Origin of the sequence: Neglectibacter caecimuris, from assembly GCF_034335015.1 — a bacterium.
GTDB lineage: Bacteria > Bacillota > Clostridia > Oscillospirales > Acutalibacteraceae > Acutalibacter > Acutalibacter caecimuris_A.
Genome location: NZ_JAWXXK010000002.1, coordinates 228156 through 251123 on the forward strand (window position 1 = coordinate 228156; position 22968 = coordinate 251123).

Consider the following 22968-nt stretch of genomic DNA (forward strand, 5'->3'; position numbering starts at 1 on the left):
AGGCGGCCCCTTTTTTACTGAACACTGACCGTGGGAAGCGTCCGTTTGCGAAAAAAATACCCTGCAACAGCCGAAAGCTGAGGGCAGAGGATAGAAAGAGGGGGAAGGGCATATGCAGGGGGAAAAAACCATTGCGGCGATCTCCACCGGGTTTGCGCCGGGCGGCATTGGGATCGTGCGGATCTCCGGCAAAGACGCCAAGGCTGTGGCGGACCAGGTCTTTCGTGGAAAAAGCGGGAAGAAAATTTCCGAAATGGCAGGGTATACCGCCCAGCTGGGCGGGGCCTTTCTTCCAAACGGCGAAAAGCTGGACGATGTGGTGGCTTTGGTATTTTCAGCGCCAAAAAGCTATACCGGTGAGGACGTGGTGGAGCTTTCCTGCCACGGAGGCCTGTATGTGACCGAGCGGCTGCTCCAAGTGATCCTTCGCGCCGGCGCCGCTCCCGCCGGGCCGGGGGAATTTACCCGCCGGGCATTTCTTCATGGAAAGCTGGATCTGACCCAGGCGGAGGCGGTGATGCGGCTCATTGGGGCAAACGGCGAGCAGGCCGCCCGGGCCGCCCAGGCGGGAAGCAGCGGCGCGCTTTCCAAAAAAGTGGCCGCCGTGCGGGATTCTCTGGCGGAGCTTGCCGCCCATCTGGCGGCCTGGGCCGATTTTCCGGAAGAGGACGTACCCGCCCTGGAGGAAACGGAACTTCTTCAGAGACTTTCTGAGATCATAGAGAAGCTTTCCGCGCTGGACGATACCTTCGACCGGGGGAAAATTTTCCGGGAGGGCGTGGATACTGTGATCGCCGGCCGGCCCAACGCGGGAAAATCCACCCTGATGAATCTGCTTTCCGGACAGCAGCGTTCCATCGTGACGGAATATGCCGGAACCACCCGGGATATCGTGGAGGAAACGGTACAGCTGGGAGGGATCCCCCTGCGCCTGGCGGACACCGCCGGGCTGCGGGAAACGGACGACCCGGTAGAGACCATTGGCGTCCAGGCGGCCAGGGAGCGGCTGAAAAGCGCCCAGCTGATCCTGGCGGTGTTCGATGCCTCTCAGGAGCTTTCTCAGGAGGAGCTTTCCTGGGCTTTGGAGCTTCCTCCCGACAGGACGATCCTCTTGATCAATAAATCCGATCTTCCGCGTACCTTGGACAGTAAAAGGCTGGAAGAGGCCTTTCCTCATCTTCTTCCCTTCTCCGCTTTGTCCGGCCAGGGACTGGGGGCATTGGAGGAAAAGGTTTCCGAGCTCTTGGGCGCAAAGGACTTTGCCCCTTCCGAGGGAGTTCTCTTTACCCAGCGCCAGAGAAGCGACGTGCTTCAGGCCCTGGAGGCTGTGAAAGAAGCGGAGCGGGCGCTTCGGGGCGGCCTTACGCTGGACGCCGCCACCGTCTGTATTGAAAACGCCCTTTCCGCCCTGTATTCCCTGACGGGAGAAACCGTTTCCGAGGAGATCATCGACCGGGTGTTTGAGGAGTTTTGCGTAGGGAAGTAGTTGTTAGTTATTAGTAGTTAGTTGTTAGAGAAGGGCTTTTGATACTGAATGCCGAGCAATGGAAGGGCAGGGCATTGATGCTTTTTTGGGGGGAGACATGAAAACGCTGTATGTTTCTGATTTGGACGGCACGCTGCTGCGGGGGGATGTCAGGACTTCCCCCTTTACCAATCGGGTGATCAATGAGCTGACGGAGCGGGGCATGCTTTTTTCCTATGCCACGGCCCGTTCTTACCTTACCGCCTCCAGGGCCACCTCCGGGCTTACGGCCCGGATCCCACTGATCACCTATAACGGGACGCTGGTGCGTGACAACAGCTCGGGAGAGCTGCTGCTTTCTTATTTTTTCACGAGGTGGGAAGCGGAAGAGCTTTTGAAGGCCCTGCTGGAAAACGGGATTTCCCCCATTGTTTACACCTATGACGGGCAGGAGCATTTTTCTTATTTGCGGCAGGAGATCAATGAGAAAACCCGGGCGTTTCTCGATTCCAGGAAACCGGATCCCCGGGACCGTCCGGTTTCCCAATGGGAACAGCTTTTGGAGGGGGAGGCTTTTTACTTTACCTGTATTGACGAGGAGGAAAAGCTGCGGCCTCTTTATGAGCGGTATCGGGAACAGTTTCACTGCTTTTTACAGACGGAGTTTTACAGCGGGGACTGTTTTTTTGAGGTCATTCCGCAAGGCGCCTCCAAGGCTAATGCAGCTTCTCAGCTGAAGGAGAAGCTGAAGGCGGATCGGCTGGTGGCGTTCGGCGATGGGGAAAACGACCTGGATCTGTTTGGGGCCGCCGATGAAGCCTATGCCGTTTCCAATGCCGCGGAAAAGCTGAAGCATGCCGCCACAGCGGTGATCGGCAGCAACGAGGAAGACGCGGTGGCCCGCTGGATCCTGAAAAGGGAAACGGGGCGTGAAGAGTGAAGCTGTGTTTTGATTACAAGGGGGAAAGGTCATGTATGACGCTGGGAAATTAGATGTGGCGGTGATCGGCGCGGGACATGCCGGCATTGAGGCAGGTCTGGCCGCCGCCCGGCTGGGGTGCAGAACGGCGGTGTTCACCATCAATCTGGACGCTGTGGGGAACTGCCCCTGTAATCCCAGTATCGGCGGCACGGCCAAGGGGCACCTTGTTCGGGAGATCGACGCCCTGGGCGGGGAAATGGGACGGGCAGCGGACGCCTGCACCCTGCAAAGCAGAATGCTGAACCTTGGAAAGGGTCCCGCCGTTCATTCTCTGCGGGTACAGATCGACAGAACGCTGTATTCCCAAACCATGAAGCACTGCCTGGAGACCTGTGAAAACTTGGAGCTTCGCCAGGCCGAGGTGGTTTCCCTGAAAACGGAAAACGGCCTGTGGTATGCTACCACCAGGCTAGGTGCTGTGTTTACCGCAAAGGCGGTGATCCTTGCTACCGGGACCTTTTTGGGCGGGCGCGTTTTTGTGGGGGACGTTTCCTATGAAAGCGGGCCGGACGGCATGTTCCCTTCCGCCTTTCTGCCCGATTCCCTGCGGGAGCTGGGAATTTCCCTGCGCAGGTTTAAGACCGGCACCCCCGCCAGGGTGCTCCGCTCCTCCATCGATTTTTCAGACCTGGAGGTGCAGGAGGGAGACGAGCCTCCCATTCCTTTTTCCTATGATACGGAGGGCACGGTAAAAAATAAAACCGTCTGCCATGTGAGCTGGACCAATGACGAAACGAAAAAGGTGATTTTGGAGAACATTCACCGTTCTCCCCTGTATTCCGGCCAAATCTCCGGGGTGGGGCCAAGATACTGCCCCAGCATCGAAGACAAGGTGGTGCGGTTTCCCGAAAAGCCCCGGCACCAGCTTTTTATTGAGCCCTGCGGCCTGCACACGGAGGAAATGTATTTGCAGGGCATGAGCTCTTCTCTGCCGGAGGACGTGCAGGTTGCCTTTTACCATACTATCAAGGGGCTGGAGCATGCCCAGATCATGCGCAGCGCCTACGCCATTGAATACGATTGCTGCGATCCCCTGCAGCTGGACGCCTCCCTGGAGTTTCGGGACCTGCCGGGCCTTTACGGCGCGGGGCAGTTTAACGGAAGCTCCGGCTATGAGGAGGCCGCGGCCCAGGGCCTGATCGCCGGAATCAACGCCGCCCACAGGGCTTTGGGGAAGGAAAGGTTTGTGCTGGATAGGGCCAGCTCCTATATCGGTACCCTGATCGACGACCTGATCACAAAGGGAGTAAGCGACCCTTACCGTATGATGACCTCCCGCTCCGAATACCGCCTGGTGCTCCGGCAGGACAATGCCGATGAAAGGCTAACCCCCCTGGGCCGGAAGCTGGGCCTGATCTCCGACAGCCGCTGGGGGAAGTTTCTCACAAAGCAGGAGCTGATCCGGGAGGAAGGGAAACGGGTAAATTCCACCGTTTTTCCGCCTTCCGATGAGCTGAACGAGATCCTTGTTTCACATGAAACATCTCCCGTGACCACAGGAGTAAGGCTGTGCGACCTGCTTCGCCGCCCGCAGATCACCTATGAGGCCCTGCGGGAAATCGACAGCACCCGGCCGGAGCTTCCCCAGGCGGTACTGGAAAGCGTGGAGATCAGCCTCAAGTATGAGGGCTATATCCGGCGGCAGACCGCGGATATTGAAGAAATGCGAAGGGTGGAAAAAAAGCTCCTGCCTCCCGGTATCGATTACAAAAAGATCACCGGGCTGCGGCTGGAGGCCATGGAAAAGCTTGATAAAGTGCGCCCTGAAAACGTGGGGCAGGCCGGCAGGATCTCCGGGGTGAGCCCGGCGGATATTTCCGTGCTGCTGATCTGGCTTGCCGCTCACGGCACGGAGCAGAACAAGGAGGGATCTCTATGACAGATCACAAAGTGGAGCTTATCGCCGGAGCAAAGGCGCTGGGAATCAAGGTTTCCCCCAGCCAGGCAGAGCAGTTTCAAATCTATTTGGAGCTGCTGCTTTCCTGGAACGAAAAAATCAACCTCACCGCCATTACCGACCCCGCCGAGGTGGTGGAAAAGCATTTTCTCGACAGCCTTACCCTGCTTTCCCATTGCAGGATCAAGCAGGGGGCAAAGCTGATCGACGTGGGCACCGGGGCCGGCTTTCCGGGGATCCCCTTGAAGATCATGCGGCCCGATCTGGAGCTTACGCTTTTGGACGGGCTCAATAAGCGCCTGGTGTTTTTGGGGGAGGTCTGTTCTGCCTTGGGTCTCGAAGCCAAAAGGGTCCACAAGCGCGCGGAGGAGGCCGGACTGGATCACAAAATGCGGGAAAGCTATGATATCGTCACGGCCAGGGCGGTAGCGCCCCTGAATGTTTTGTGCGAATACTGCCTGCCCCTTGTCAAAATGAAGGGCCATTTTCTGGCTATGAAGGGGCCCGGCGCCGAAGAGGAGCTGGAACAGGCGAGCCATGCCCTGGAGCTTTTGGGTGGCACAGACGTGGAGGTTTTCTCCCTTTTTCTGCCGGAAGCGGGAGAACGCAAGATTCTCTCCATTCAGAAAAAGGCCTTTACCCCAAAGGGCTATCCCCGCCATGGGGGAACCATTACAAAGCACCCGCTTTGAGGCAGGAGGAAGAAGAATGGAACTGATGTTGCGAAAGGCCGGGGCGGAGGATCAGGAGGCCCTGGACACAGTAATGCAGGTGATCAGCGATGGTAAAGTAAAGGACGGGAAAAAAGCCGCAGAGCTGATCGAAAAAGTGCGGAGGGATCCTCAGAAATACCTGCTTGCCGCCATTGACCGGGAAACGGGTACGCTGTGCGGCACCCTGCTGGGCGTGGTGTTTGAGGATATCTGCGGAGATTGCCGCCCGATCCTGCTCATTGAAAATGTGGCGGTGCTGCCGGAATATCAGGGAAAGGGCGTGGGCAGGGCCATGGTTTCAGAAATCGAGCGCTGGGGAAGGGAAATGGACTGCCATTATGAAATGCTGGTTTCCGGAAACCAGCGCAAGGGCGCCCACAAATTCTATCAGGCCCTGGGTTTTGAAGAGGTCAAGGGCTTTAAGAAATATTTATAAAGGGAGAAGCTTCATGCTGAAAAAGGGCGATACCATCGGAATTTTTTCCTCTTCTTATCCTATTACAGCGGTCACGCCGGAGGCCACCGAAAGCGCGAGACGTTTTTTGGAAAGCGCGGGATACCGGGTAAGGCTGGGGAAGCTTACGGGAAAGAGAGATCACTACCGTTCCGGCGCCGCTCGGGAACGGGCGGGGGAGCTGAATGAGCTGATCCGCGATCCGGAGGTGAGCTGCATCATGGCCTCCATAGGCGGTATGGTATCCAATGCCCTTTTGCCCTATTTGGATTATAAGACTTTTGCGGAATGGCCCAAGATGCTTGTGGGCCATTCTGATATTACAGCTTTGCTGCTGGGAGTTTTTCAAAAAACGGGACTGGTTACTTACTACGGCCCAAATTTTGTAACCACCTTTGGACAGCAGCCCCCCTTTTTGAAGGATTCCCTTTTCAGCCTGAGGCAGACTCTGGGGGAAACACCGCCCTTTCTTTGCCGCAAACCGACTTTTTTCTCCGATGAGCTGACAGATTGGAAAAAGGGTGTTTCCCAAAAAGAGGAAAAGCCCAACCACTGGGTCACTGTACAGCCGGGAATTGCGGAAGGAAGACTGTTGGGCGGAAACCTCAATACGATCAGCGGTATGCTGGGGAGCCCCTATATGCCCAAGTTCCAAAAGGGGGATATCCTGTTTCTGGAGGACACGGAGAAATTCGCCGCGCATGCGGAACGGTATTTTACCATGCTGAAGCTTTGCGGTGTGTTTGATCAGGTAAGCGGAATTCTTTTAGGAAAGCATCGAAAGTTTGACGACCAGGGAACGGGAAAAACCTGGGCAGAGATTCTTTTGGAGGTGCTGGACGGGCAAAAGCTTCCTATTTTGGCGGACATAGACTGCTGCCATACTATTCCCATGCTGACCCTGCCCATTGGCGGAACGATCCGAATGGACGCGGGAAAACAGGAGATCACCATTCTGAAAAGCTTTTAAGGCTTAGAATTTATCTGCCCTTAGTCTCCCCTTGTTTACAAGGGAAGCCTAAGGGTGTTGAACTATAAGTTCTGGGTTACTTTTTTGTATCCAAATGTCATTCTGAGCAAAATCAAAAAGCCTTGCTGCTGCGAAGAAACTCGTCCTTCGGTTTTTTTGAAGGGCTTTAAGAACGAGATTCTTCGTCAAGAAGGCTATAGCTTTCTGCGTTCCCGAGAATGACAGAAAAGGGGTAGCTGCTAAATTGGAATTTGCAGCGTGCCGCTGCACCAACTCGTGAAGCTACCGAGTGTGAAAGGACAGCTTCTGACCCGACCGTTAGTAAGCAGGCAAATTGGAATTTAGCGCCGAGCCGGCGCATGCACTCGTGAAGTTGCTTGGTACGGGAAACCGGTTTCTGAGCCGACCGTTGGCAGGGTGGTAAATTGGAATTTAGCGGTTATCCGCTCATCTCCCTCCTGTCATTCTGAACGAAGTGAAGAATCTCGTCCTTTGCCCTTTTGCCCTGGAGTTAAGGACGCGATTCTTCGTCACTTCGTTCCTCAGAATGACAATAGTGATAGCGGAATCAGGACGCTAAACTATAATTTAGCGGGCTGTTGCGAAGAATGACCGAAAAGGACCAGTCGCTAAATTGAAACTTGGCGGCGAAGTGCCGCGGCCGTTCGTGAAGTTGATTGGTGTGGAAGGGTGGTTTCCGACTCGACCGTAAGCAAGGCGATAAGTCGCGATTTAGAGCCCTTAGGCTCCCCTTGAGGCAAGGGGAGCTGTCAGCCGAAGGCTGACTGAGGGGATTGAAACCAGCGGTTCTATCCCACTTTCTGCGTGTGACTATCCTTTCCATGAAGTCTCGCCTATTGGCTCGGGTGCAAAGCGCAGAAAGCTATGGCTTTCTTGGCGCATTGCCCTGCACCGAACTCTCCTGTCGGCTCAGACATTGCTGGACGTGCCCCACCGGGGCACAGCAACCGAGCTGGCAAACGAGAACGGGTCAGACGGTCCCCGCAGACTGTGTAGCAGTCTGTTTTCCCTCTACAAGTAAAGGCTTTTCTCGCCGCCAATTTGATCTGTTTGTTTGGTTTTGGTCGTGTTGGAAACCAAACTCCCGCACCAAGCAGCTTCCCGAGCGCCAGCGGCGCAGCCGCCCGCAAAAAATTTTTTTCAGGCGACTCCTTTCTACAAAAACCTGCGTTTTAGGGGTGTATACTGGGGGCACAGAAAGCGAGAGGACAAGCTTTCCCTCCTTCTGGTAAACGGAAACGGAGGCAGGCCCATGTTTTTCAGAGAGAAGCTGAAGCTCACACGGCTGCCGATTTCCAAAATACAGCCCAATCCCTCTCAGCCCAGAAAGGAATTTCGGGAGGAAGAACTCAGCGGTCTTGCCGAAAGCATTCGGGAAAACGGCTTATTGCAGCCGGTAACGGTGCGGAAGGAAGGCGGCCGGTATTACCTGGTGGCTGGGGAACGGCGGCTGCGGGCTTGCAGGCTCTTGGGGCTCAGCCAGATCCCTGCCCTTCTGATGGAATGTGAGCCGGAGGACAGCGCTGTTCTGGCTTTGCTGGAAAATTTGCAGCGGAAGGATCTGCAAATGTTTGAAGAAGCCAACGCCATTGTCAATCTGCTGCGGGAGTGGCAGATCACCCAGGAGGAGGCCGCAAAACGGCTGGGAATGAGCCAATCGTCCCTTGCCAACAAGGTACGGCTTTTAAGGCTCAGCCCGGAGGAGCAGGCGGAGATTTTGGCGGCGGGTTTGACAGAGCGGCACGCCCGGGCACTTTTGAAGATTACCGACATGAGCCTGAGGCAAAAGATGCTTCGCACCGTGATCGAAAAAGAGCTGAACGTTTCCAAAACGGAAGAGTTGGTGGCGGAGGCTCTGAAACCAAGGGCAGCCAAGGGGAAGGCCAAAAGAACCTTTGTGGCAAAGGATATCCGTCTTTTTATCAATACTATAGATCATGCGGTGGACGCCATGAAAACCGCCGGGATCGAGGCACAGTCCGAGCGAAAGGAAACAGAGGACTACATTGAGTGCACCGTGCGGATCCCGAAGCTCACAAAGAGCATTGCCGGGTAAAGAACTCTGAAAACAAGGCAGTTCTGCTTCGGCAAAGCGCCCGGAAGGGCGCCCCAAATTTCGAGTACAAGTTTAACCCATTCCCTTATTCATTTCCCACAAGGAAAAGCGGGCGGGCATTTGCCCGGCCGCTTTTCCTTAGATGCTGGATACTGGGGAAGGACAAAGGAAACTTTTGTGGTCGTTTCCTGGTGCATGGATCCAATGTTTCACATGAAACATTGGAAAAGGGAGGAGAGAATTTTCAAGTTTCAGGAGGATAACACTTCCCTTTCCGGGGGTTTTATGCTATCATAGAGAGCAACAAGACTATTGACCGGAAAAAGGACGAATGCCGGCAGGGTGTACCTGCATTTTCGGGGAAAGGGGCTCCCATGGGAAAGATCATTGCCATCGCGAACCAAAAGGGCGGCGTGGGAAAAACCACTACGGCCGTCAGCTTGGCCGCCGCGCTGGGAGATAAGGGGAAAAAGGTACTTTTGGCCGACGCGGACCCTCAGGGAAACACCACCAGCGGGGTGGGAGTGGACAGGCGCAGCTGTATTTTAAGCATTTATGAGGTAATGATAAGCGGAGAGAAAGCAAAAAGCGCCATTGTGAAAACCGCCTTCAAAAATCTTGACCTGCTGCCCTCCAGCATTGACCTGGCGGCGGCGGAATTGGAGCTTGCCGGAAAGGCAAACCGGGAGGACACGCTGAAAAGCGCCCTGGCCTCCGTTCGGCTGGAATACGACTTCATTTTGATCGACTGCCCGCCGTCACTGGGGCTCATCACCACCAACGCCTTAAACGCGGCGGACACCATTTTGATCCCGATCCAGTGCGAATACTATGCGCTGGAGGGCCTGTCCCAGTTGATGAACACGGTGCGCCGGGTCAAGCGGCAGTATAATGACCGGCTGGATATCGAAGGGGTGCTCCTTACCATGTACGATGGGCGGCTGAACCTGACCCAGCAGGTGGTGGAGGAAGTGAAAAAGTATTTCCCTCGCAAGGTGTTTAAGACAGTGATCCCCAGAACCGTGCGGCTTTCCGAGGCCCCGGGCTTCGGGCAGCCGGTGCTGTACTATGACCGCTCCTCCAAAGGGGCGGAGGCCTATGGAGAGCTGGCGGCGGAGGTTTTGAAAAACAATAAATGACCTGAAATACAGAAATTGCCGGAATAGGAGCGGATCCGAAGTTCCGGCGGCAGGGAAAGGGTGTTTGGCAAAATGAAAAAACGAGGACTGGGAAAAGGACTGGACGCCATTTTCGCAGAGAACAGCCCAGAGACAGGCGAGGGCGCCGTCAGTATTAAGATCAGCGAGATCGAGCCCAACCGGGAGCAGCCCCGAAAAGAATTTGACAGCGCGGCCCTTTCCGAGCTGGCTGATTCCATTTCACAGCACGGGGTGCTGCAGCCTTTGCTGCTGCGGCCCATTGTCAGCGGCGGGTACCGTATCGTAGCGGGTGAGCGCCGGTGGCGGGCAGCGCGCATGGCAGGGCTTTCCGAGGTTCCGGCGGTGGTTCGGGAAATGACCGATACCGAGGAAATGCTTTTTGCCCTGATCGAGAATCTCCAGCGGGAGGATCTGACCCCTTTGGAAGAGGCCAGGGGCTACCGCACCCTGATCGAGACCCAGGGCTTTACTCAGGAGGAGGTTTCCCAAACGGTGGGGAAATCCCGCCCGGCGGTGACAAACGCCCTGCGGCTTTTGAATTTGCCCGAAGATCTTCAGGATATGCTGGAGCAGGGAGAGATCACAGCGGGCCACGCCAGAACACTTTTGAGCTTCAAAACGCCGGAAGATATGAGGAAGGGCGCGCAAAAGGCGAAGCAGGGTGCTTCCGTGCGGGAGCTGGAAACCATGGCCAAGCGCCTGGGTGAAAAGAAGTCCTCCCCCGGCCGGGGGAAAAATCAGTATTACGAGGAAGCGCAGCTGGCCGTGGGCGAGTACCTGGGCAGAAGGGTCAAGGTATCGGGCACAAAGAAAAAGGGTACGCTGCAAATTGAATTTTACGGAGAAGAGGATCTGCAAAATCTTCTGAACGAATTAAAGCTGCAAAGGCAATAGACAGCCACAGAAAACAAAGAAAGAAGGAAAGCTTCATGTTGGATATCAAGCTGATCAGAACAGACCCGGAACGGGTCAAGGAAAATATCAGGAAGAAATTTCAGGACGAAAAGCTGCCTCTGGTAGACGAGGTGCTGAAGCTGGACCAGCAGTTCCGGGCCTCCAAGGCCAGGGGAGACGAGCTTCGTCAGCAGAGAAACCTTATCAGCAAGGAGATCGGCGGGCTGATGAAGGAAGGTAAAAAGGAGGAAGCCGAAGAAACAAAGCGCAAGGTGGCGGAGATCGCCGGTGAGCTTGCGGCCATGGAGCAGAAGGAAGCGGAAATGACAGAGGAGATCCGCAGCCGTATGCTGGTGATCCCCAACCTCATTGACGACAGCGTGCCCATCGGCAGAGACGACAGCGAAAATGTAGAGCTGGAGCGCTTCGGCGAACCCGTGGTGCCGGACTATGAGATCCCCTATCACACCGATATCATGGAAAGCGTAAACGGCATTGACCTGGACAGCGCCCGGCGCACCAGCGGCAACGGCTTTTATTATCTTATGGGCGACATTGCCCGGCTTCATTCCGCCATTCTCTCCTACGCCAGGGATTTTATGATCGACAAGGGCTTTACCTACTGTGTTCCGCCCTTTATGATCCGCAGCGATGTGGTCACCGGGGTCATGAGCTTTGCGGAAATGGAAAATATGATGTACAAGATCGAAGGGGAGGATCTTTACCTCATCGGCACCAGCGAGCACAGCATGATCGGCAAGTTTATGGGCACGATCCTGGAGCCGGAAACCCTTCCCCGCACCATGACCAGCTATTCCCCATGCTTCCGGAAAGAGGTGGGCGCTCACGGCATTGAGGAGAGAGGCGTATACCGGATCCACCAGTTCGAAAAGCAGGAAATGATCGTGGTCTGTGAGCCGGAGGACAGCATGGATTGGTACCATAAAATGTGGAGCTACACGGTAGAGCTGTTTCGCTCCATGGATATCCCGGTGCGCACGTTGGAATGCTGCTCTGGAGATCTGGCCGATCTCAAGGTAAAAAGCGTGGACGTGGAGGCCTGGTCCCCCCGCCAGAAGAAATATTTCGAGGTAGGCAGCTGCTCTAACCTGGGAGACGCCCAGGCCAGGCGGCTGGGGATCCGCGTCAAGGGCAAGGACGGAAACTATTTCGCCCATACCCTGAATAACACGGTAGTGGCCCCACCCAGAATGCTCATTGCCTTCCTGGAAAATAACCTCCAGGCCGACGGCAGCATCAAAATTCCCCAACCCCTCAGAATGTACATGGGCGGAAAGGAAGAGATCCGGCCGTAAGCGGCCTGCAAGGCTTGAAATAAGAACAAAAAAAGCAGAGAAGAAGCCTCTTCTCTGCTTTTTTTAGTAGTTAGCTGTTAGTAGTTAGCTGTTAGAAAGGGCAGTTGTTTTTCTCCTGTCATTACTGAACAAAAAGCGCCGAGCGCTTTCTCAAAGCAAGGAGAACCTCGCTTTCTCGGTGAAGAATCTCGTCCTTCAGGAATTAAGGGCGAGATTCTTCGTCAAGAAAGCCTATAGCTTTCTATGCTCCTCAGAATGACAGTGAGAAACTGTTCTATAAATTGGAATTTGTAGAGCTGACGAATAGCAATAACCTCTGACCTCTCCTTTTTATAGAAGAGAAACAGACTGCTTCACAGTCTGCGGGGAGCACCGGCAGGTGGTGAAAGGGATAGTCACACGCAGAAAGTGACATAGAATCGCTGGTTATAATCCCCTCAGTCACGGCAAAGCCGTGACAGCTCCCCTTGCGAGCAAGGGGAGCCTAAGATCACTGCTGAATTTATAATTTATCAGACTAACAGGTAGCAGTAACCCCCTTGCCTCCCCTTGCTTCGCAAGGGGAGGGGGACCACCGGTAGGTGGTGGAAGGGATAGTCACACGCAGAAAGTGACATAGAATCGCTGGTTATAATCCCCTCAGTCACGGCAAAGCCGTGACAGCTCCCCTTGCGAGCAAGGAGAGCCTAAGGTCACTGCTGAATTTATAATTTATCAGACTAACAGGTAGCAGTAACCCCCTTGCCTCCCCTTGCTTCGCAAGGGGAGGGGGACCACCGGCAGGTGGTGGAAGGGATAGTCACAGGCAGAAAGTGGTATAGAGTCGCTGGTTATAATCCCCTCGGTCAGCCTTTAGCTGACAGCTTTCTCCGCTTCGCTCCGGTTGCTGTGCCCCAGTGGGGCACAGCTAGCAATGTCTGAGCTGACAGGCGAGTTCGGTGCTGGTCTCCACCGGAGACCAGCACCCCTTACTCGCGTAAGTGGAGCCTAAAGGTGCTAAACTATAATTTCTTGCCTTCTTTTCGGTCGAGTCAGAAATCATTTTTCCCGCACCAGGCAGCTTCACGAGCGCCCGCGGCGGCTCGCCGCCTGCCTGTCAAAGGAGAAAACGAAGATCGCCACACTGAGAAGGTAAGCGACGGAAATTACCAGATAGAAGGGCTTTGCGCCGATCTGATCCAGCACGATACCACCCAGCAGGTTTCCTAAAATGCCCGCGATGGAGGACACCGAGGCAAAGAAGGTTTGAGCGGTGGCCTTTAAGCCTTCCGGGGCAAGCTCGTAAATATAGTTTAACGAGGCGCCGATAAAAAGGCCGTTTCCCAACCCAAAAAAGGTACAGAACAGCAGCATGGTTCCCAGCCCTTTCGTGCACAGGCCAAAGCCCAGGCACTCCAACGCCATCAGCACGGCGGCGCAAACGATCAGGCTTCTCAGGGAAAAGCGGCGGCGCAGCTTTACCATCAGCAGCAGGAAGGGGATCTCCAGCAGCGCCCGATAGCCCAGCAAAATGCCATATTGCCGGGAGGGAACGCCGGTTTCGCTCATCAGGTAGGGCAGGAAGGAGGATTCCGAGCAGGCGGCAAGATAAAAGAAAAAGGTAAACACCAAAAACATCAGGTAGCTGCGGCTGCGAAACAGCCTGCCGACCTCCAGCTTTTCCCCTTCTTCCTTCTTCCCGCTTTTGCCGGGCTTCGCGGCGGGCTCCCGGGCAAACAGGGCCAGCAGCACAGGCGGCAACATGAAAACGCCGGTAAGCCAAAAGGTGTTTTTTACCCCCACGGCAGGCAGGAGAGAGGAAATGATCAGGCTGCCTACCGTAAAGAGAAGAGACCCCGCCCCTCGGAGCATGCCGTAGTTTAAGCGCAGCTCGTTGCAGTTGCGCACCAGAAGATTCTCAGAAAAGGTCGACATGGAACCCCGAAAGAAATTGACCGCCGGGAGAAATGCCGTCAGCAGCAGGGGCGAAAAGGCAAAGCCCGTTGGGATCAAGGGCGTCAGGGCATACAGGGCGCTGGCGCAGATCAATAGGGTAATGAACACCTTCCGTAAAGAGCCCAGCTTGTCGCTTACCATACCCCAAAAGGAAACGGAAACGATTCCCACCCCGGAGCTGATGGCGTTCAGAAGCCCCAGCTGGGAAGCGGAAAACCCGATCTCCTGCAAGTATACGGTCTGATAGCAGCCAAAGGCCCAGGCGAACCAGAACATGCTGCACAGCCCCGCCTGATTCAATGCCTGCTTGCCGCGGTAGTCCAGCCGGGAGAAAATGCGTTTCATAATGATCTTCCTGTTCTTTTCAGCGTTTTAAGGCTTGTTTGAAAATAGAGAAAATGACGAATTTTTGACCGGAGACGGTCAATTTCAAGGAAAAACCGCAAGTCAATCTTGCGATTGACGAGGATTTTTGACGTAGAAAGTGCCCGTTTATGGGCAAAAGACGGCGTTTTCGATTTTTCAAACAAGCCCTAGTTATGGCAGCACGGTAAATTAAAGCCTGTCAACGGCCATAGAATAGCGCAAAGCGGTAGGACTGTCAATAGATTTTTCCCAAAAGAGAGAGGATTTCAGAAAAAATTTTTGGCGGGCGGAAATTGACGGAAAGCCTTGTAAAAGGGAAACAGCAATGCTATAATAAGTCCTTATATAATAGCGGAAATTTACAGAGAAAGCGAGTTGTGGTTATGCTGGACATGGAGTACAAGGACAAGTTCGTAAAAGAAGGCCTGACCTATGACGATGTTCTGCTGATTCCGGCGGAATCCCACGTTTTGCCCGGGGAAGCGGATCTTTCCACAAACCTGACAAATCGTATTCGGTTGAACACCCCCATTATGACCGCCGCCATGGACACGGTAACCGAGGCCGATATGGCCATCGCCATGGCCCGGGAGGGCGGCATCGGGATCATTCACAAAAACATGTCTATCGAGGCCCAGGCCGACCAGGTGGACCGGGTAAAGCGTTCTGAAAACGGAGTAATCGTGAACCCCTTCTTCCTGGCCCCGGATAACCTGGTGCGGGAGGCGGATGAGATCATGGGCCGCTTCAAAATTTCCGGCGTACCCATCTGTGAGGACGGCATTCTGGTAGGCATCATCACCAACCGGGACATGCGCTTTATGGAGGGCAGTGATTTTGACCAGCCCATTCGCAATGTAATGACCAAGGAAAACCTGGTCACCGCCCCGGTGGGCACCACCCTGGAGGACGCCCAGGGGATCCTCAGAAATCACAGGATCGAAAAGCTTCCTATTGTAGACGAGCACATGCGCCTGAAGGGGCTCATTACCATTAAGGATATCGAGAAAGCGGTGCGGTACCCCAATTCCGCCAGAGACGAAAAGGGCCGCCTGCTGTGCGGCGCGGCTATCGGCGCTACAAAAGATGTGCTGGAGCGGGCAGCGGCCTTGATCGAGGCCCAGGTGGACGTGGTGGTGCTGGATTCTGCCCACGGCCACAACAGCGGTGTGCTGGAGGCTGTGGCCAAGGTGAAGAAGGCTTATCCCAGCCTGCAGGTCATCGCGGGCAATATCGCCACCGCCGAGGGAGCAAAGGCCCTGATCGACGCCGGTGCGGACTGCGTGAAGGTGGGTATCGGCCCCGGCTCCATCTGTACCACCCGTGTGGTGGCGGGCATCGGCGTACCCCAGGTCACCGCCGTGTTCGACGCGGCCAGTGAAGCGGCCAAGCACGGCATTCCCGTCATTGCCGACGGCGGCATCAAGTACAGCGGCGATATCGTAAAGGCACTGGCAGCAGGGGCCAATGTGGTCATGTTGGGCTCCATGGTGGCAGGCTGTAAAGAAGCCCCCGGCGAGTACGAGCTGTATCAGGGCCGCCAGTTCAAGGTATACCGCGGCATGGGCAGCCTGGGCGCCATGGGCAAGGGCAGCAGCGACCGGTATTTCCAGGGCGAACAGAAGAAATTTGTGCCGGAGGGCGTAGAGGGTCGGGTCCCCTACAAGGGACCGCTGGCCGATACCATCTTCCAGCTGCTGGGCGGCCTGCGCTCCGGCATGGGCTACACCGGCTGCAAGAATATCGAGGAGCTTCACAGCAAGGCGAAATTCGTGCGCATCACCGGCGCGGGCCTGACAGAAAGCCACCCCCACGATATCCAGATCACCAAAGAAGCGCCCAACTACTCCATTCACGGCTGAGAAAAAGCAAGAACAGATAGATCGAAACCATAGAAAAAGCCATGCTGCAGGAGCTTATCCAACGCTCTTTACAGCATGGCTTTTATTCACTGTTAAATTCCAGTTTATCGAACGGGCTCCTCCATTGTCACTGCTGAGCAAAAAGTGCAGAAAGCTATAGCTTTCTTGGCATTTTTCCGACGAAGAATCTCGTTTTTAAATTTCTAAAGGAAAAAGGCAAAGGGAGAGATTCTTCACTTCGTTCAGAATGACATGTAGAGAGTGGGCGAATAACCGCTAAATTCCAATTTACCACCCTGCCAACGGTCGGGTCGGAAACTAGCTTTCCGTACCAAGCCGCTTCACGAGTGGCTGCGGCGCCTCGCCGCTAAATTCCAATTTGTCCGCTTAATAACAGTTAAGTCAGCGGCTGCCCACCTGTACTCGGCTGCCTTTCGAGTAACTACGGTGTATTAACCAACAAATTCCTTCCGCGTCCGCCGTCCCTCCTGTGGAAAAAACTGTGGAACAGCGCATGGAAGAAGCGCAGTCACTTTTGTATAAGAACCTGATCACTCAGGAGGAGTTTGAAGAGAAGCGCCGGAAGATTTTGGAGAAGCTGTAGACAGCGAGAAATCTTGCGCGACTGTGTGGAAGAAAGCTGTCTTTTTGCCTGAATTTTCCCGGCAGCATACAGAAAACCAATTCTTTCCTGTAAATAATCCTAAACTGCTTGACAAATACTAGCAGGTACAGTATAATAAGCAATGCTTCGCCGGAGGCGAAGCACCATTATGGCGGCATAGCTCAGTTGGCTAGAGCATTCGGTTCATACCCGAAGTGTCGATGGTTCAAATCCATTTGCCGCTACCATATGGCCCGGTGGTCAAACGGTTAAGACACCGCCCTTTCACGGCGGTAATACGAGTTCGATTCTCGTCCGGGTCACCATGGAAGGATAAGCGCTGGCCCTGGTTTCAGGGTCCGCGTTTTCTTTTATTTTTCCCTGACAAGAGGGATCCACGCGGAGAAAGGAATGCAGCATGATGAAGAAAAGAATATTGGCCCTGTGCATGGCCGGGGCGATGGCGATCACACTTTCCGCCTGCGGAGGCGCCGCGCCGCGTCTGCCCCAGCTTACCACGGAGGAAGCCTCCTCCGCAGTTTCCGGCGGGGAAGAGAAAACCGCGAAAAAACCAAACAGTGCCGATTATGAAGATACGTTATTGGGCCTGTGCTCCTATATGGAGGACGGGAAGGCTGTGGTAAAAGATGAGGAAGCGGTGGCCTTTGAAAACGGCAAGGTAGTGTTCAAAAAAGATTCTGTGACCACCTTCGTGGAGATGTCCTATAAGGAGATCGGCGCGATAGGGGGCTACCGGTATCAGTTTGCCTATAACGGCAGCACCGTACAGGCAGAGTTTTACGAATTTGCCCCGGAAAACCTGGACGAAAAGGGAAAAGCCTGTTTGGACAGCGTAAGGGAAAAGGGCTTCTTCCAGGTGCTGGATAACGAAGTTCCCGCCGTTTTGCACCCCAGCGAAAAATACTTGATGATTTATACGGATACCAAAAAAGACGAAAAGAACGAGGCGCAGAAAAAGCTTGCGGAAGAGCTTTTCCTCAGCTTTCAGAAATAAAAACGCCCAGGGGCTTGCAGCAATGCAGGCCTTTTTTGGGGCTTTAGTGGTTAGTAGCTAGTTGTTAGAAAGGGCGTAAGGTCGGGATTTTTCGTCACTTTGTTTCTCAGAATGACAGGAGAGGGCTTAGTGCGTTAAATTGGAATTTGGCGGCGAGGCGCCGCTGCCACTCGTGAAGCTGCTTGGTGCGGAAAATCGGTTTCTGACCCGACCGTTGGCAGGGTGGTAAATTGGAATTTAGCGGTTATCCAATCACCACCCTCTTGTCATTCTGAGCGAAGCGAAGAATCTCGTCCTTCGCCTTTTTCCCGGAATCAAGGACGAGATTCTTCGTCACTTCGTTCCTCAGAATGACAGTGGGGAACTGTTCTATAAATTGGAATTTATCGAGCATTGGCTGCAACACTCGTGCCCTTACCCTTCATTGCTCATTCCATGCGCCCTTTCTCTTATTGCGCTACACAGGTCTAACACAAGTTAGCGTTTTGCTTTTATCTTTTTTAACCACCGGCCAGTTAATCGTTCCCCATTACACAAAATTTTAAGAAAGAAGTGGCTTGTTGTGCGAAGGCTTTTTCATTTGGGAGGGCGCGGAGGCTCTTATGAGATCGATATGACTCATGGGCCGCTGTTGGGCAAGATCGTGAAATTTGCCATACCACTGGCGCTTTCCGGTATTTTGCAGCTGCTGTTCAACGCCGCCGATATTGTGGTGGTGGGCCGCTTCGCGGGCAGCGGTGCCTTGGCCGCGGTGGGGGCCACCGGGGCGCTGATCAATTTGATCGTCACCCTGTTTATGGGCCTTTCCGTGGGTACCAACGTGCTCGTTGCCCAGTACTATGGGGCGGGGAACCGGAAGGATCTAAGCGAAACGGTACATACCTCGATCCTGGCAAGCACCGTGTTTGGCGTGGCGCTGATCGCTGTTGGCATTCTGCTGGCCCAGCCTGTGCTGAAGGCTATGGCTACTCCGCCGGACGTGCTGGATCAGGCGGTGTTATACATGCGCATTTATTTTATCGGCATGCCGGGCATGATGCTCTACAATTTCGGCGCGGCGGTGCTTCGGGCGGTGGGGGATACTCAGCGGCCCCTTTATTTTCTGCTGCTTGCCGGGGTGGTCAATGTCCTTTTGAATTTGTTTTTTGTGATCGTGCTGCATATGGGCGTGGCAGGCGTGGCGGCGGCCACTTCTATTTCCCAGGCAATTTCCGCAGGGCTGGTGCTGCTTTGCCTGATGCGGACGGACAGCATTTACCGGGTAGAGCTGAAGCGGCTGCGCATTAAGAAGGATAAGCTTCTGCAAATGGCGAAGATCGGCCTGCCCGCCGGAATTCAAGGGGCTTCCTTTTCCATTTCCAATGTACTGATCCAGTCCACCATCAATTCCTTCGGGCCCCTGGCCATGGCGGGAAATACCGCCGCCTCCAACATGGAGGGCTTTGTGTCCACGGGAATGGACGCCTTTTCCCAGGCGGCAATGTCGTTTACCGGGCAGAACGTAGGGGCAAAAAAGGTCAATCGGGTCAATCGGATCCTGGCCCTGTGTCTGGGGCTTGGAGTCAGCGTTGGGCTGGTGCTGGGCATCGGCGCGTATTTTGGTGGACCGGGGCTTTTGGGCATCTATTCCGGGGATCCGGAGGTGATCGCCTTTGGCCTTCGGAGAATGGCCATTGTATGCACCTGTCAGTGCATTGGGGCGCTGATGGGCAACATGGTAGGCGTACTGCGGGGTCTGGGGGCTTCCTTTGTTCCCATGGTGATCACCATTACCTTTGTGTGCGGTTTCCGGGTAGTGTGGCTCTATACGGCCTTTGCCGCAGTTCCCACGCTGGAAATGCTCTATGTTTCCTATCCCATCACTTGGGGGTTGGCCGCGCTGGTGGACTTTGGGTGCTATTTTGTCGTAAAGCACCGGGTAGAAAAAAAGCTGGCGGCGAGCAGTAATCGGGGAAGTCCCATTTCTGAAGGCTGACAACTGACCGCTTACGGCTATTATTTGGAAAGGGTGTATCTTGTGAAATTTCACTTAAAGCCCAGGGAACGCAGGAGCTCCTTTGAAATCGACATGACGGAGGGCCCTCTGCTGGGAAAAATCATAAAATTTGCCATACCGCTGGCGCTTTCCGGCATTTTACAGCTGCTGTTCAATGCTGCCGATATGGTGGTGGCGGGCCGCTTTGCGGGGAATGAGGCCCTGGCGGCGGTAGGCTCCACAGGAGCGCTCATCAACCTCATTGTCAATTTGTTTATCGGCCTTTCGGTAGGGGTGAACGTGCTGGTGGCCAGGGCCTATGGCTCCGGTCAGCTTTCCGAGCTGAATGAGACGGTACATACCGCGATCCTCACCAGCCTGATCTCCGGCGTGGCGCTGATTTTCATCGGCATCGGGCTGTCCCGCCCGGTGCTGACCTGGATGGGGACTCCGCCGGACGTGATCGACCAATCCATTTTATACATGCGCATTTACTTTGCCGGTATGCCGGCGGCCATGCTCTACAATTTCGGCGCGGCGGTGCTGCGCGCGGTGGGGGATACCCGCCGTCCTCTGTATTTTCTTACCGCGGCGGGCCTGATAAACGTGTGCTTCAATTTGTTTTTCGTGATCGCGCTGGATATGGGCGTGGCCGGGGTTGCCACCGCCACTGTGATCTCACAGGCGATTTCCGCCGGGCTGGTGCTGTGGTGCCTGGTGAAAAGCGACACGCCCTATCGGGTGGAGCTGAAGCGGCTGCGCATTGTGAAAAGCAAGCTGCTGCAAATGATGCGCATCGGGATTCCCGCTGGAATTCAAGGGGCCACCTTCTCGGTTTCCAACGTGATCATTCAGTCCACGGTGAATTCCTTCGGTTCCGCCGCCATGGCGGGGGCCACCGCCTCCAGCAATCTGGAGGGCTTTCTCTGGACGGTGGTAGACGCCTTTACCCAGGCCGCCCAAAGCTTTACCAGCCAGAATTACGGGGCGAAAAAGCCGGAAAGGGTCAGGCGTGTCTGCACGCTCTGCCTGATGATGGCGATCACGCTTAGCCTTGTGCTGGGCGGGGGCGCGTATCTGGGGGGGAATTTCCTGCTCAGCCTGTATACCGCCGACGGAAAGGTGATGGAATATGGCCTGCGCAGAATGCTCATCACCTGTGTGCCCTATTTTACCATTGCCCTGATGAATGTCATGGTAGGTATGCTGCGAGGGTTAGGCTCTTCCATGATGCCAATGCTCATGTCCATTATCGGCACCTGCGGTTTGCGTATCATCTGGATCTACGCCCTTCTGCCCTTAAACCCCACCTGGGAAATGCTGTTCTTATCTTATCCCGTTTCCTGGCTGGTCACAGGGGTCTTCCAGCTGGTGTGCTATTTCTTTGTGAAAAGAAAAGCCTTTGCCAAATTGAAGTCAGATGGGGCAGTCACATAAAAGCGATCGGGACCGCCCATTACGGACGGTCCCGATCGTTTTTAGATGCTGGATACTAGACGCTAGATGCTGGACGGTGGCGGCTTTGCTGACGCAAAGCATTGAAAGGAAGGCCAAAACTCCGTTTTTTGTCATTGCTGAGCAAAAAGCGAAGTTCCATTTGCTTTCCCGGCGAAGGATCTCGCCCTTAATGCCCTAAACAAAGGGCTAAAGGACGAGCCTCTTCACCGAGAAAGCAAGGTTTTCTTGCTTTTTGTTCAGTAATGACAGGAGGAAGGTGAGTAGGTACCCGCTAAACTACAATTTATCGAGCACTTCTAATTCCTCATTGCCCAGAGCGCAAATTGCGAGCACAAATTGCGCTTATGCCCTTTTCTAACAACTAACTACTCGCGGCTAACTACTGCCCTTTCCTACACTGCGAACCGGTGGGCGCCGATCACGGCTACCACTTCACGGGACCAGATCCACTTGTTGGTGGTTTTCGCCGGGTTATAATAATAGATAGCGCCTCCGGTGGGATCGGAGCCGTTGATGGCCTCCCGGGCCGCCTGGTAAGCGGAATCCGCTACAGCGGCGTTGATGCCGCCATCGTACAGGCAGGAAAAGGCGCCCTCCTGATAGATCACCCCGGAAAGGGTATTGGGAAAGGAGGGGTGGGCAATGCGGTTCATAATGACAGCTCCCACGGCAACTTGTCCCTCATAAGGCTCTCCCCGGGACTCCGCGGAAATAATAGAGGCCAAAAGCTGCACGTCGCTTTCACTGAAGCCCCCGTAAGCGCCGCCTGAGCCGCCCCCGTTGGAAAGGCCCAGAGCGGCCAGGGTGTTTTTCCCCACAATGCCGTCGGCATCCAGTCCCTGATCCCGCTGGAAGGCGATCACGGCCTGTTGGGTGCGGGAGCCGAAAATGCCGTCCGCCATACCGGGATCATAGCCCAATTCCTGTAAACGCTCCTGGATCTGGGTCACTTCTCCTCCACGGGAGCCGTACTTTGACAAAGCCGCCGCTCTGCCGCCGCTGTTCCACAGCATCAGCACGATCATGAAATTGACCAGCGCGATCACCAGGACCCGCCAAAGGATATGGGCAAGCTGTTTTCCCCTGTCTGCTTTCATTTTTCATTTCCTCCGTTTTTTCGTGAAGTCCTCTGAGAAAGGATATTTTTCACCGAGGGTGCTGCTTTCATTTTATATATAGTGCTTGGGCTGGTTCTCTATGCAAATAAAATTCCCTGCCAAAATAGAAGAGTATTCCAGGAAATTTTTGTTTTCTGGGAAAGCTATAAAAAGAAAATCGAAAAACAGGGCATAGCAGTATGGGTAATTGAGGTATACCCCTACTATATGTAGATAAAAATCAAGGTTTTGAAAAAAAGTTCAAAAAAAGGTAAAAAAGGTGTTGACAGAAGGGAGTGGTATGTGATAAGATAGTCGAGCACTCAAGCGAGGGGAACTGAGTTTGGGAGTAGAGCTCGAAGAAGATCGGAGTTGAGAGCGGAGCTGGTCGAGAAGACTGGAAGCCGCGAAGGCGCTGAGGGAGAGCGAGCGAATGGACCTTGAAAATTAAACAACGAGACGAAAGAAGGACCCGTGAATTCTGAGGGTTGAAAGATACTCTTAGAAGGAACAGGACACAGAACCTGAAAAGAAATCTGTGAAGAGAGAAGCCAAGTGCTTTTCTGAGCTTATGAGAGAAGCTCTAAAAATGATTTAAGAGGCGAAAGTCTTTTAGATATCATATTTTAGAGAGTTTGATCCTGGCTCAGGACGAACGCTGGCGGCGTGCCTAACACATGCAAGTCGAACGGAGCTATGCGCTGAACGGAGAGCAGCTTGCTGAAGGA

At 54.4% G+C, this 22968-nt stretch carries 16 protein-coding genes, 2 tRNA genes and 1 rRNA gene; 17 read left to right on the forward strand and 2 right to left on the reverse strand.

Annotation, left to right across the window (positions count from 1 at the left end; translation table 11 throughout):
* The first annotated feature begins 112 nt into the window (after window positions 1-112).
* From mnmE to serS, 10 genes are all read left to right on the forward strand, one after another.
* Window positions 113-1486, forward strand: a complete 1374-nt coding sequence (gene mnmE, locus U8T64_RS03120; protein ID WP_322180862.1) for a tRNA uridine-5-carboxymethylaminomethyl(34) synthesis GTPase MnmE — start codon at window positions 113-115, stop codon at window positions 1484-1486.
* Window positions 1487-1544: 58 nt separating this feature from the next.
* Window positions 1545-2405, forward strand: coding sequence for an HAD family hydrolase (locus tag U8T64_RS03125; protein WP_322180864.1), 861 nt, complete (start codon window positions 1545-1547; stop codon window positions 2403-2405).
* 31 nt (window positions 2406-2436) lie between these two features.
* Window positions 2437-4326, forward strand: a complete 1890-nt coding sequence (gene mnmG, locus U8T64_RS03130) for a tRNA uridine-5-carboxymethylaminomethyl(34) synthesis enzyme MnmG (RefSeq protein WP_322180866.1) — start codon at window positions 2437-2439, stop codon at window positions 4324-4326.
* Window positions 4323-5036 carry a 16S rRNA (guanine(527)-N(7))-methyltransferase RsmG gene (rsmG, locus tag U8T64_RS03135; protein ID WP_322180868.1) on the forward strand — a complete coding sequence of 238 codons (714 nt, stop codon included), beginning with the start codon at window positions 4323-4325 and terminating at the stop codon, window positions 5034-5036. The genes mnmG and rsmG overlap by 4 nt, the downstream gene beginning before the upstream one ends.
* A 16-nt stretch (window positions 5037-5052) precedes the next feature.
* A complete protein-coding gene (locus U8T64_RS03140) occupies window positions 5053-5493 on the forward strand; it encodes a GNAT family N-acetyltransferase (RefSeq protein WP_322180870.1) in 441 nt (146 codons plus the stop codon).
* A gap of 13 nt (window positions 5494-5506) precedes the next feature.
* Window positions 5507-6481: a S66 family peptidase gene (locus tag U8T64_RS03145; RefSeq protein ID WP_322180872.1), complete on the forward strand. Its 975-nt coding sequence runs from the start codon at window positions 5507-5509 to the stop codon at window positions 6479-6481.
* Between the two features lie 1273 nt (window positions 6482-7754).
* Window positions 7755-8558, forward strand: coding sequence for a ParB/RepB/Spo0J family partition protein (locus tag U8T64_RS03150; RefSeq protein WP_322180874.1), 804 nt, complete (start codon window positions 7755-7757; stop codon window positions 8556-8558).
* 374 nt (window positions 8559-8932) lie between these two features.
* Window positions 8933-9697, forward strand: a complete 765-nt coding sequence (locus tag U8T64_RS03155; protein ID WP_322180877.1) for a ParA family protein — start codon at window positions 8933-8935, stop codon at window positions 9695-9697.
* A gap of 72 nt (window positions 9698-9769) precedes the next feature.
* Window positions 9770-10612: a ParB/RepB/Spo0J family partition protein gene (locus U8T64_RS03160; protein WP_322180879.1), complete on the forward strand. Its 843-nt coding sequence runs from the start codon at window positions 9770-9772 to the stop codon at window positions 10610-10612.
* Between the two features lie 35 nt (window positions 10613-10647).
* Window positions 10648-11928 (forward strand): serine--tRNA ligase, encoded by a 1281-nt coding sequence (serS, locus tag U8T64_RS03165; RefSeq protein ID WP_322180881.1) that lies wholly within the window; start codon window positions 10648-10650, stop codon window positions 11926-11928.
* A 1062-nt stretch (window positions 11929-12990) separates the two neighbouring features.
* Here the strand turns inward: serS and U8T64_RS03170 are convergent.
* Entirely contained in the window at window positions 12991-14208 is a 1218-nt protein-coding gene (locus tag U8T64_RS03170; RefSeq protein WP_322180883.1) for an MFS transporter, read from the reverse strand.
* Between the two features lie 404 nt (window positions 14209-14612).
* Here U8T64_RS03170 and guaB point away from each other — a divergent pair, with 404 nt between their 5' ends.
* From guaB to U8T64_RS03200, 6 genes are all read left to right on the forward strand, one after another.
* Window positions 14613-16091 (forward strand): IMP dehydrogenase, encoded by a 1479-nt coding sequence (guaB, locus tag U8T64_RS03175; RefSeq protein WP_322180885.1) that lies wholly within the window; start codon window positions 14613-14615, stop codon window positions 16089-16091.
* A 775-nt stretch (window positions 16092-16866) separates the two neighbouring features.
* A tRNA-Met gene (locus tag U8T64_RS03180) sits at window positions 16867-16943 on the forward strand.
* A 3-nt stretch (window positions 16944-16946) separates the two neighbouring features.
* A tRNA-Glu gene (locus U8T64_RS03185) sits at window positions 16947-17021 on the forward strand.
* A gap of 92 nt (window positions 17022-17113) precedes the next feature.
* Entirely contained in the window at window positions 17114-17710 is a 597-nt protein-coding gene (locus U8T64_RS03190) for a hypothetical protein (protein WP_322180887.1), read from the forward strand.
* 580 nt (window positions 17711-18290) lie between these two features.
* Complete coding sequence (locus U8T64_RS03195; protein ID WP_367575392.1) at window positions 18291-19685, forward strand: MATE family efflux transporter; 1395 nt, start codon at window positions 18291-18293, stop codon at window positions 19683-19685.
* Window positions 19686-19727: 42 nt separating this feature from the next.
* Window positions 19728-21122, forward strand: a complete 1395-nt coding sequence (locus U8T64_RS03200; protein WP_367575393.1) for an MATE family efflux transporter — start codon at window positions 19728-19730, stop codon at window positions 21120-21122.
* Window positions 21123-21535: 413 nt separating this feature from the next.
* Here the strand turns inward: U8T64_RS03200 and sleB are convergent, their stop codons facing one another.
* A complete protein-coding gene (sleB, locus tag U8T64_RS03205) occupies window positions 21536-22240 on the reverse strand; it encodes a spore cortex-lytic enzyme (RefSeq protein WP_322180889.1) in 705 nt (234 codons plus the stop codon).
* A 623-nt stretch (window positions 22241-22863) separates the two neighbouring features.
* Between sleB and U8T64_RS03210 the strand changes: the two genes are divergently transcribed.
* A 16S ribosomal RNA gene (locus U8T64_RS03210) occupies window positions 22864-22968 on the forward strand; the annotation flags it as partial.

Coding starts and splice junctions, on each gene's coding strand:
- U8T64_RS03150 (WP_322180874.1), top strand. CDS start 7,755: ATGTTTTTCAGAGAGAAGCTGAAGCTCACACGGCTGCCGATTTCCAAA.
- U8T64_RS03125 (WP_322180864.1), top strand. CDS start 1,545: ATGGAAGGGCAGGGCATTGATGCTTTTTTGGGGGGAGACATGAAAACG.
- mnmG (WP_322180866.1), top strand. CDS start 2,437: ATGTATGACGCTGGGAAATTAGATGTGGCGGTGATCGGCGCGGGACAT.
- U8T64_RS03140 (WP_322180870.1), top strand. CDS start 5,053: ATGGAACTGATGTTGCGAAAGGCCGGGGCGGAGGATCAGGAGGCCCTG.
- U8T64_RS03155 (WP_322180877.1), top strand. CDS start 8,933: ATGGGAAAGATCATTGCCATCGCGAACCAAAAGGGCGGCGTGGGAAAA.
- serS (WP_322180881.1), top strand. CDS start 10,648: ATGTTGGATATCAAGCTGATCAGAACAGACCCGGAACGGGTCAAGGAA.
- mnmE (WP_322180862.1), top strand. CDS start 113: ATGCAGGGGGAAAAAACCATTGCGGCGATCTCCACCGGGTTTGCGCCG.
- U8T64_RS03190 (WP_322180887.1), top strand. CDS start 17,114: ATGATGAAGAAAAGAATATTGGCCCTGTGCATGGCCGGGGCGATGGCG.
- sleB (WP_322180889.1), bottom strand. CDS start 22,240: ATGAAAGCAGACAGGGGAAAACAGCTTGCCCATATCCTTTGGCGGGTC.
- U8T64_RS03160 (WP_322180879.1), top strand. CDS start 9,770: ATGAAAAAACGAGGACTGGGAAAAGGACTGGACGCCATTTTCGCAGAG.
- U8T64_RS03170 (WP_322180883.1), bottom strand. CDS start 14,208: ATGAAACGCATTTTCTCCCGGCTGGACTACCGCGGCAAGCAGGCATTG.
- U8T64_RS03145 (WP_322180872.1), top strand. CDS start 5,507: ATGCTGAAAAAGGGCGATACCATCGGAATTTTTTCCTCTTCTTATCCT.
- rsmG (WP_322180868.1), top strand. CDS start 4,323: ATGACAGATCACAAAGTGGAGCTTATCGCCGGAGCAAAGGCGCTGGGA.
- guaB (WP_322180885.1), top strand. CDS start 14,613: ATGCTGGACATGGAGTACAAGGACAAGTTCGTAAAAGAAGGCCTGACC.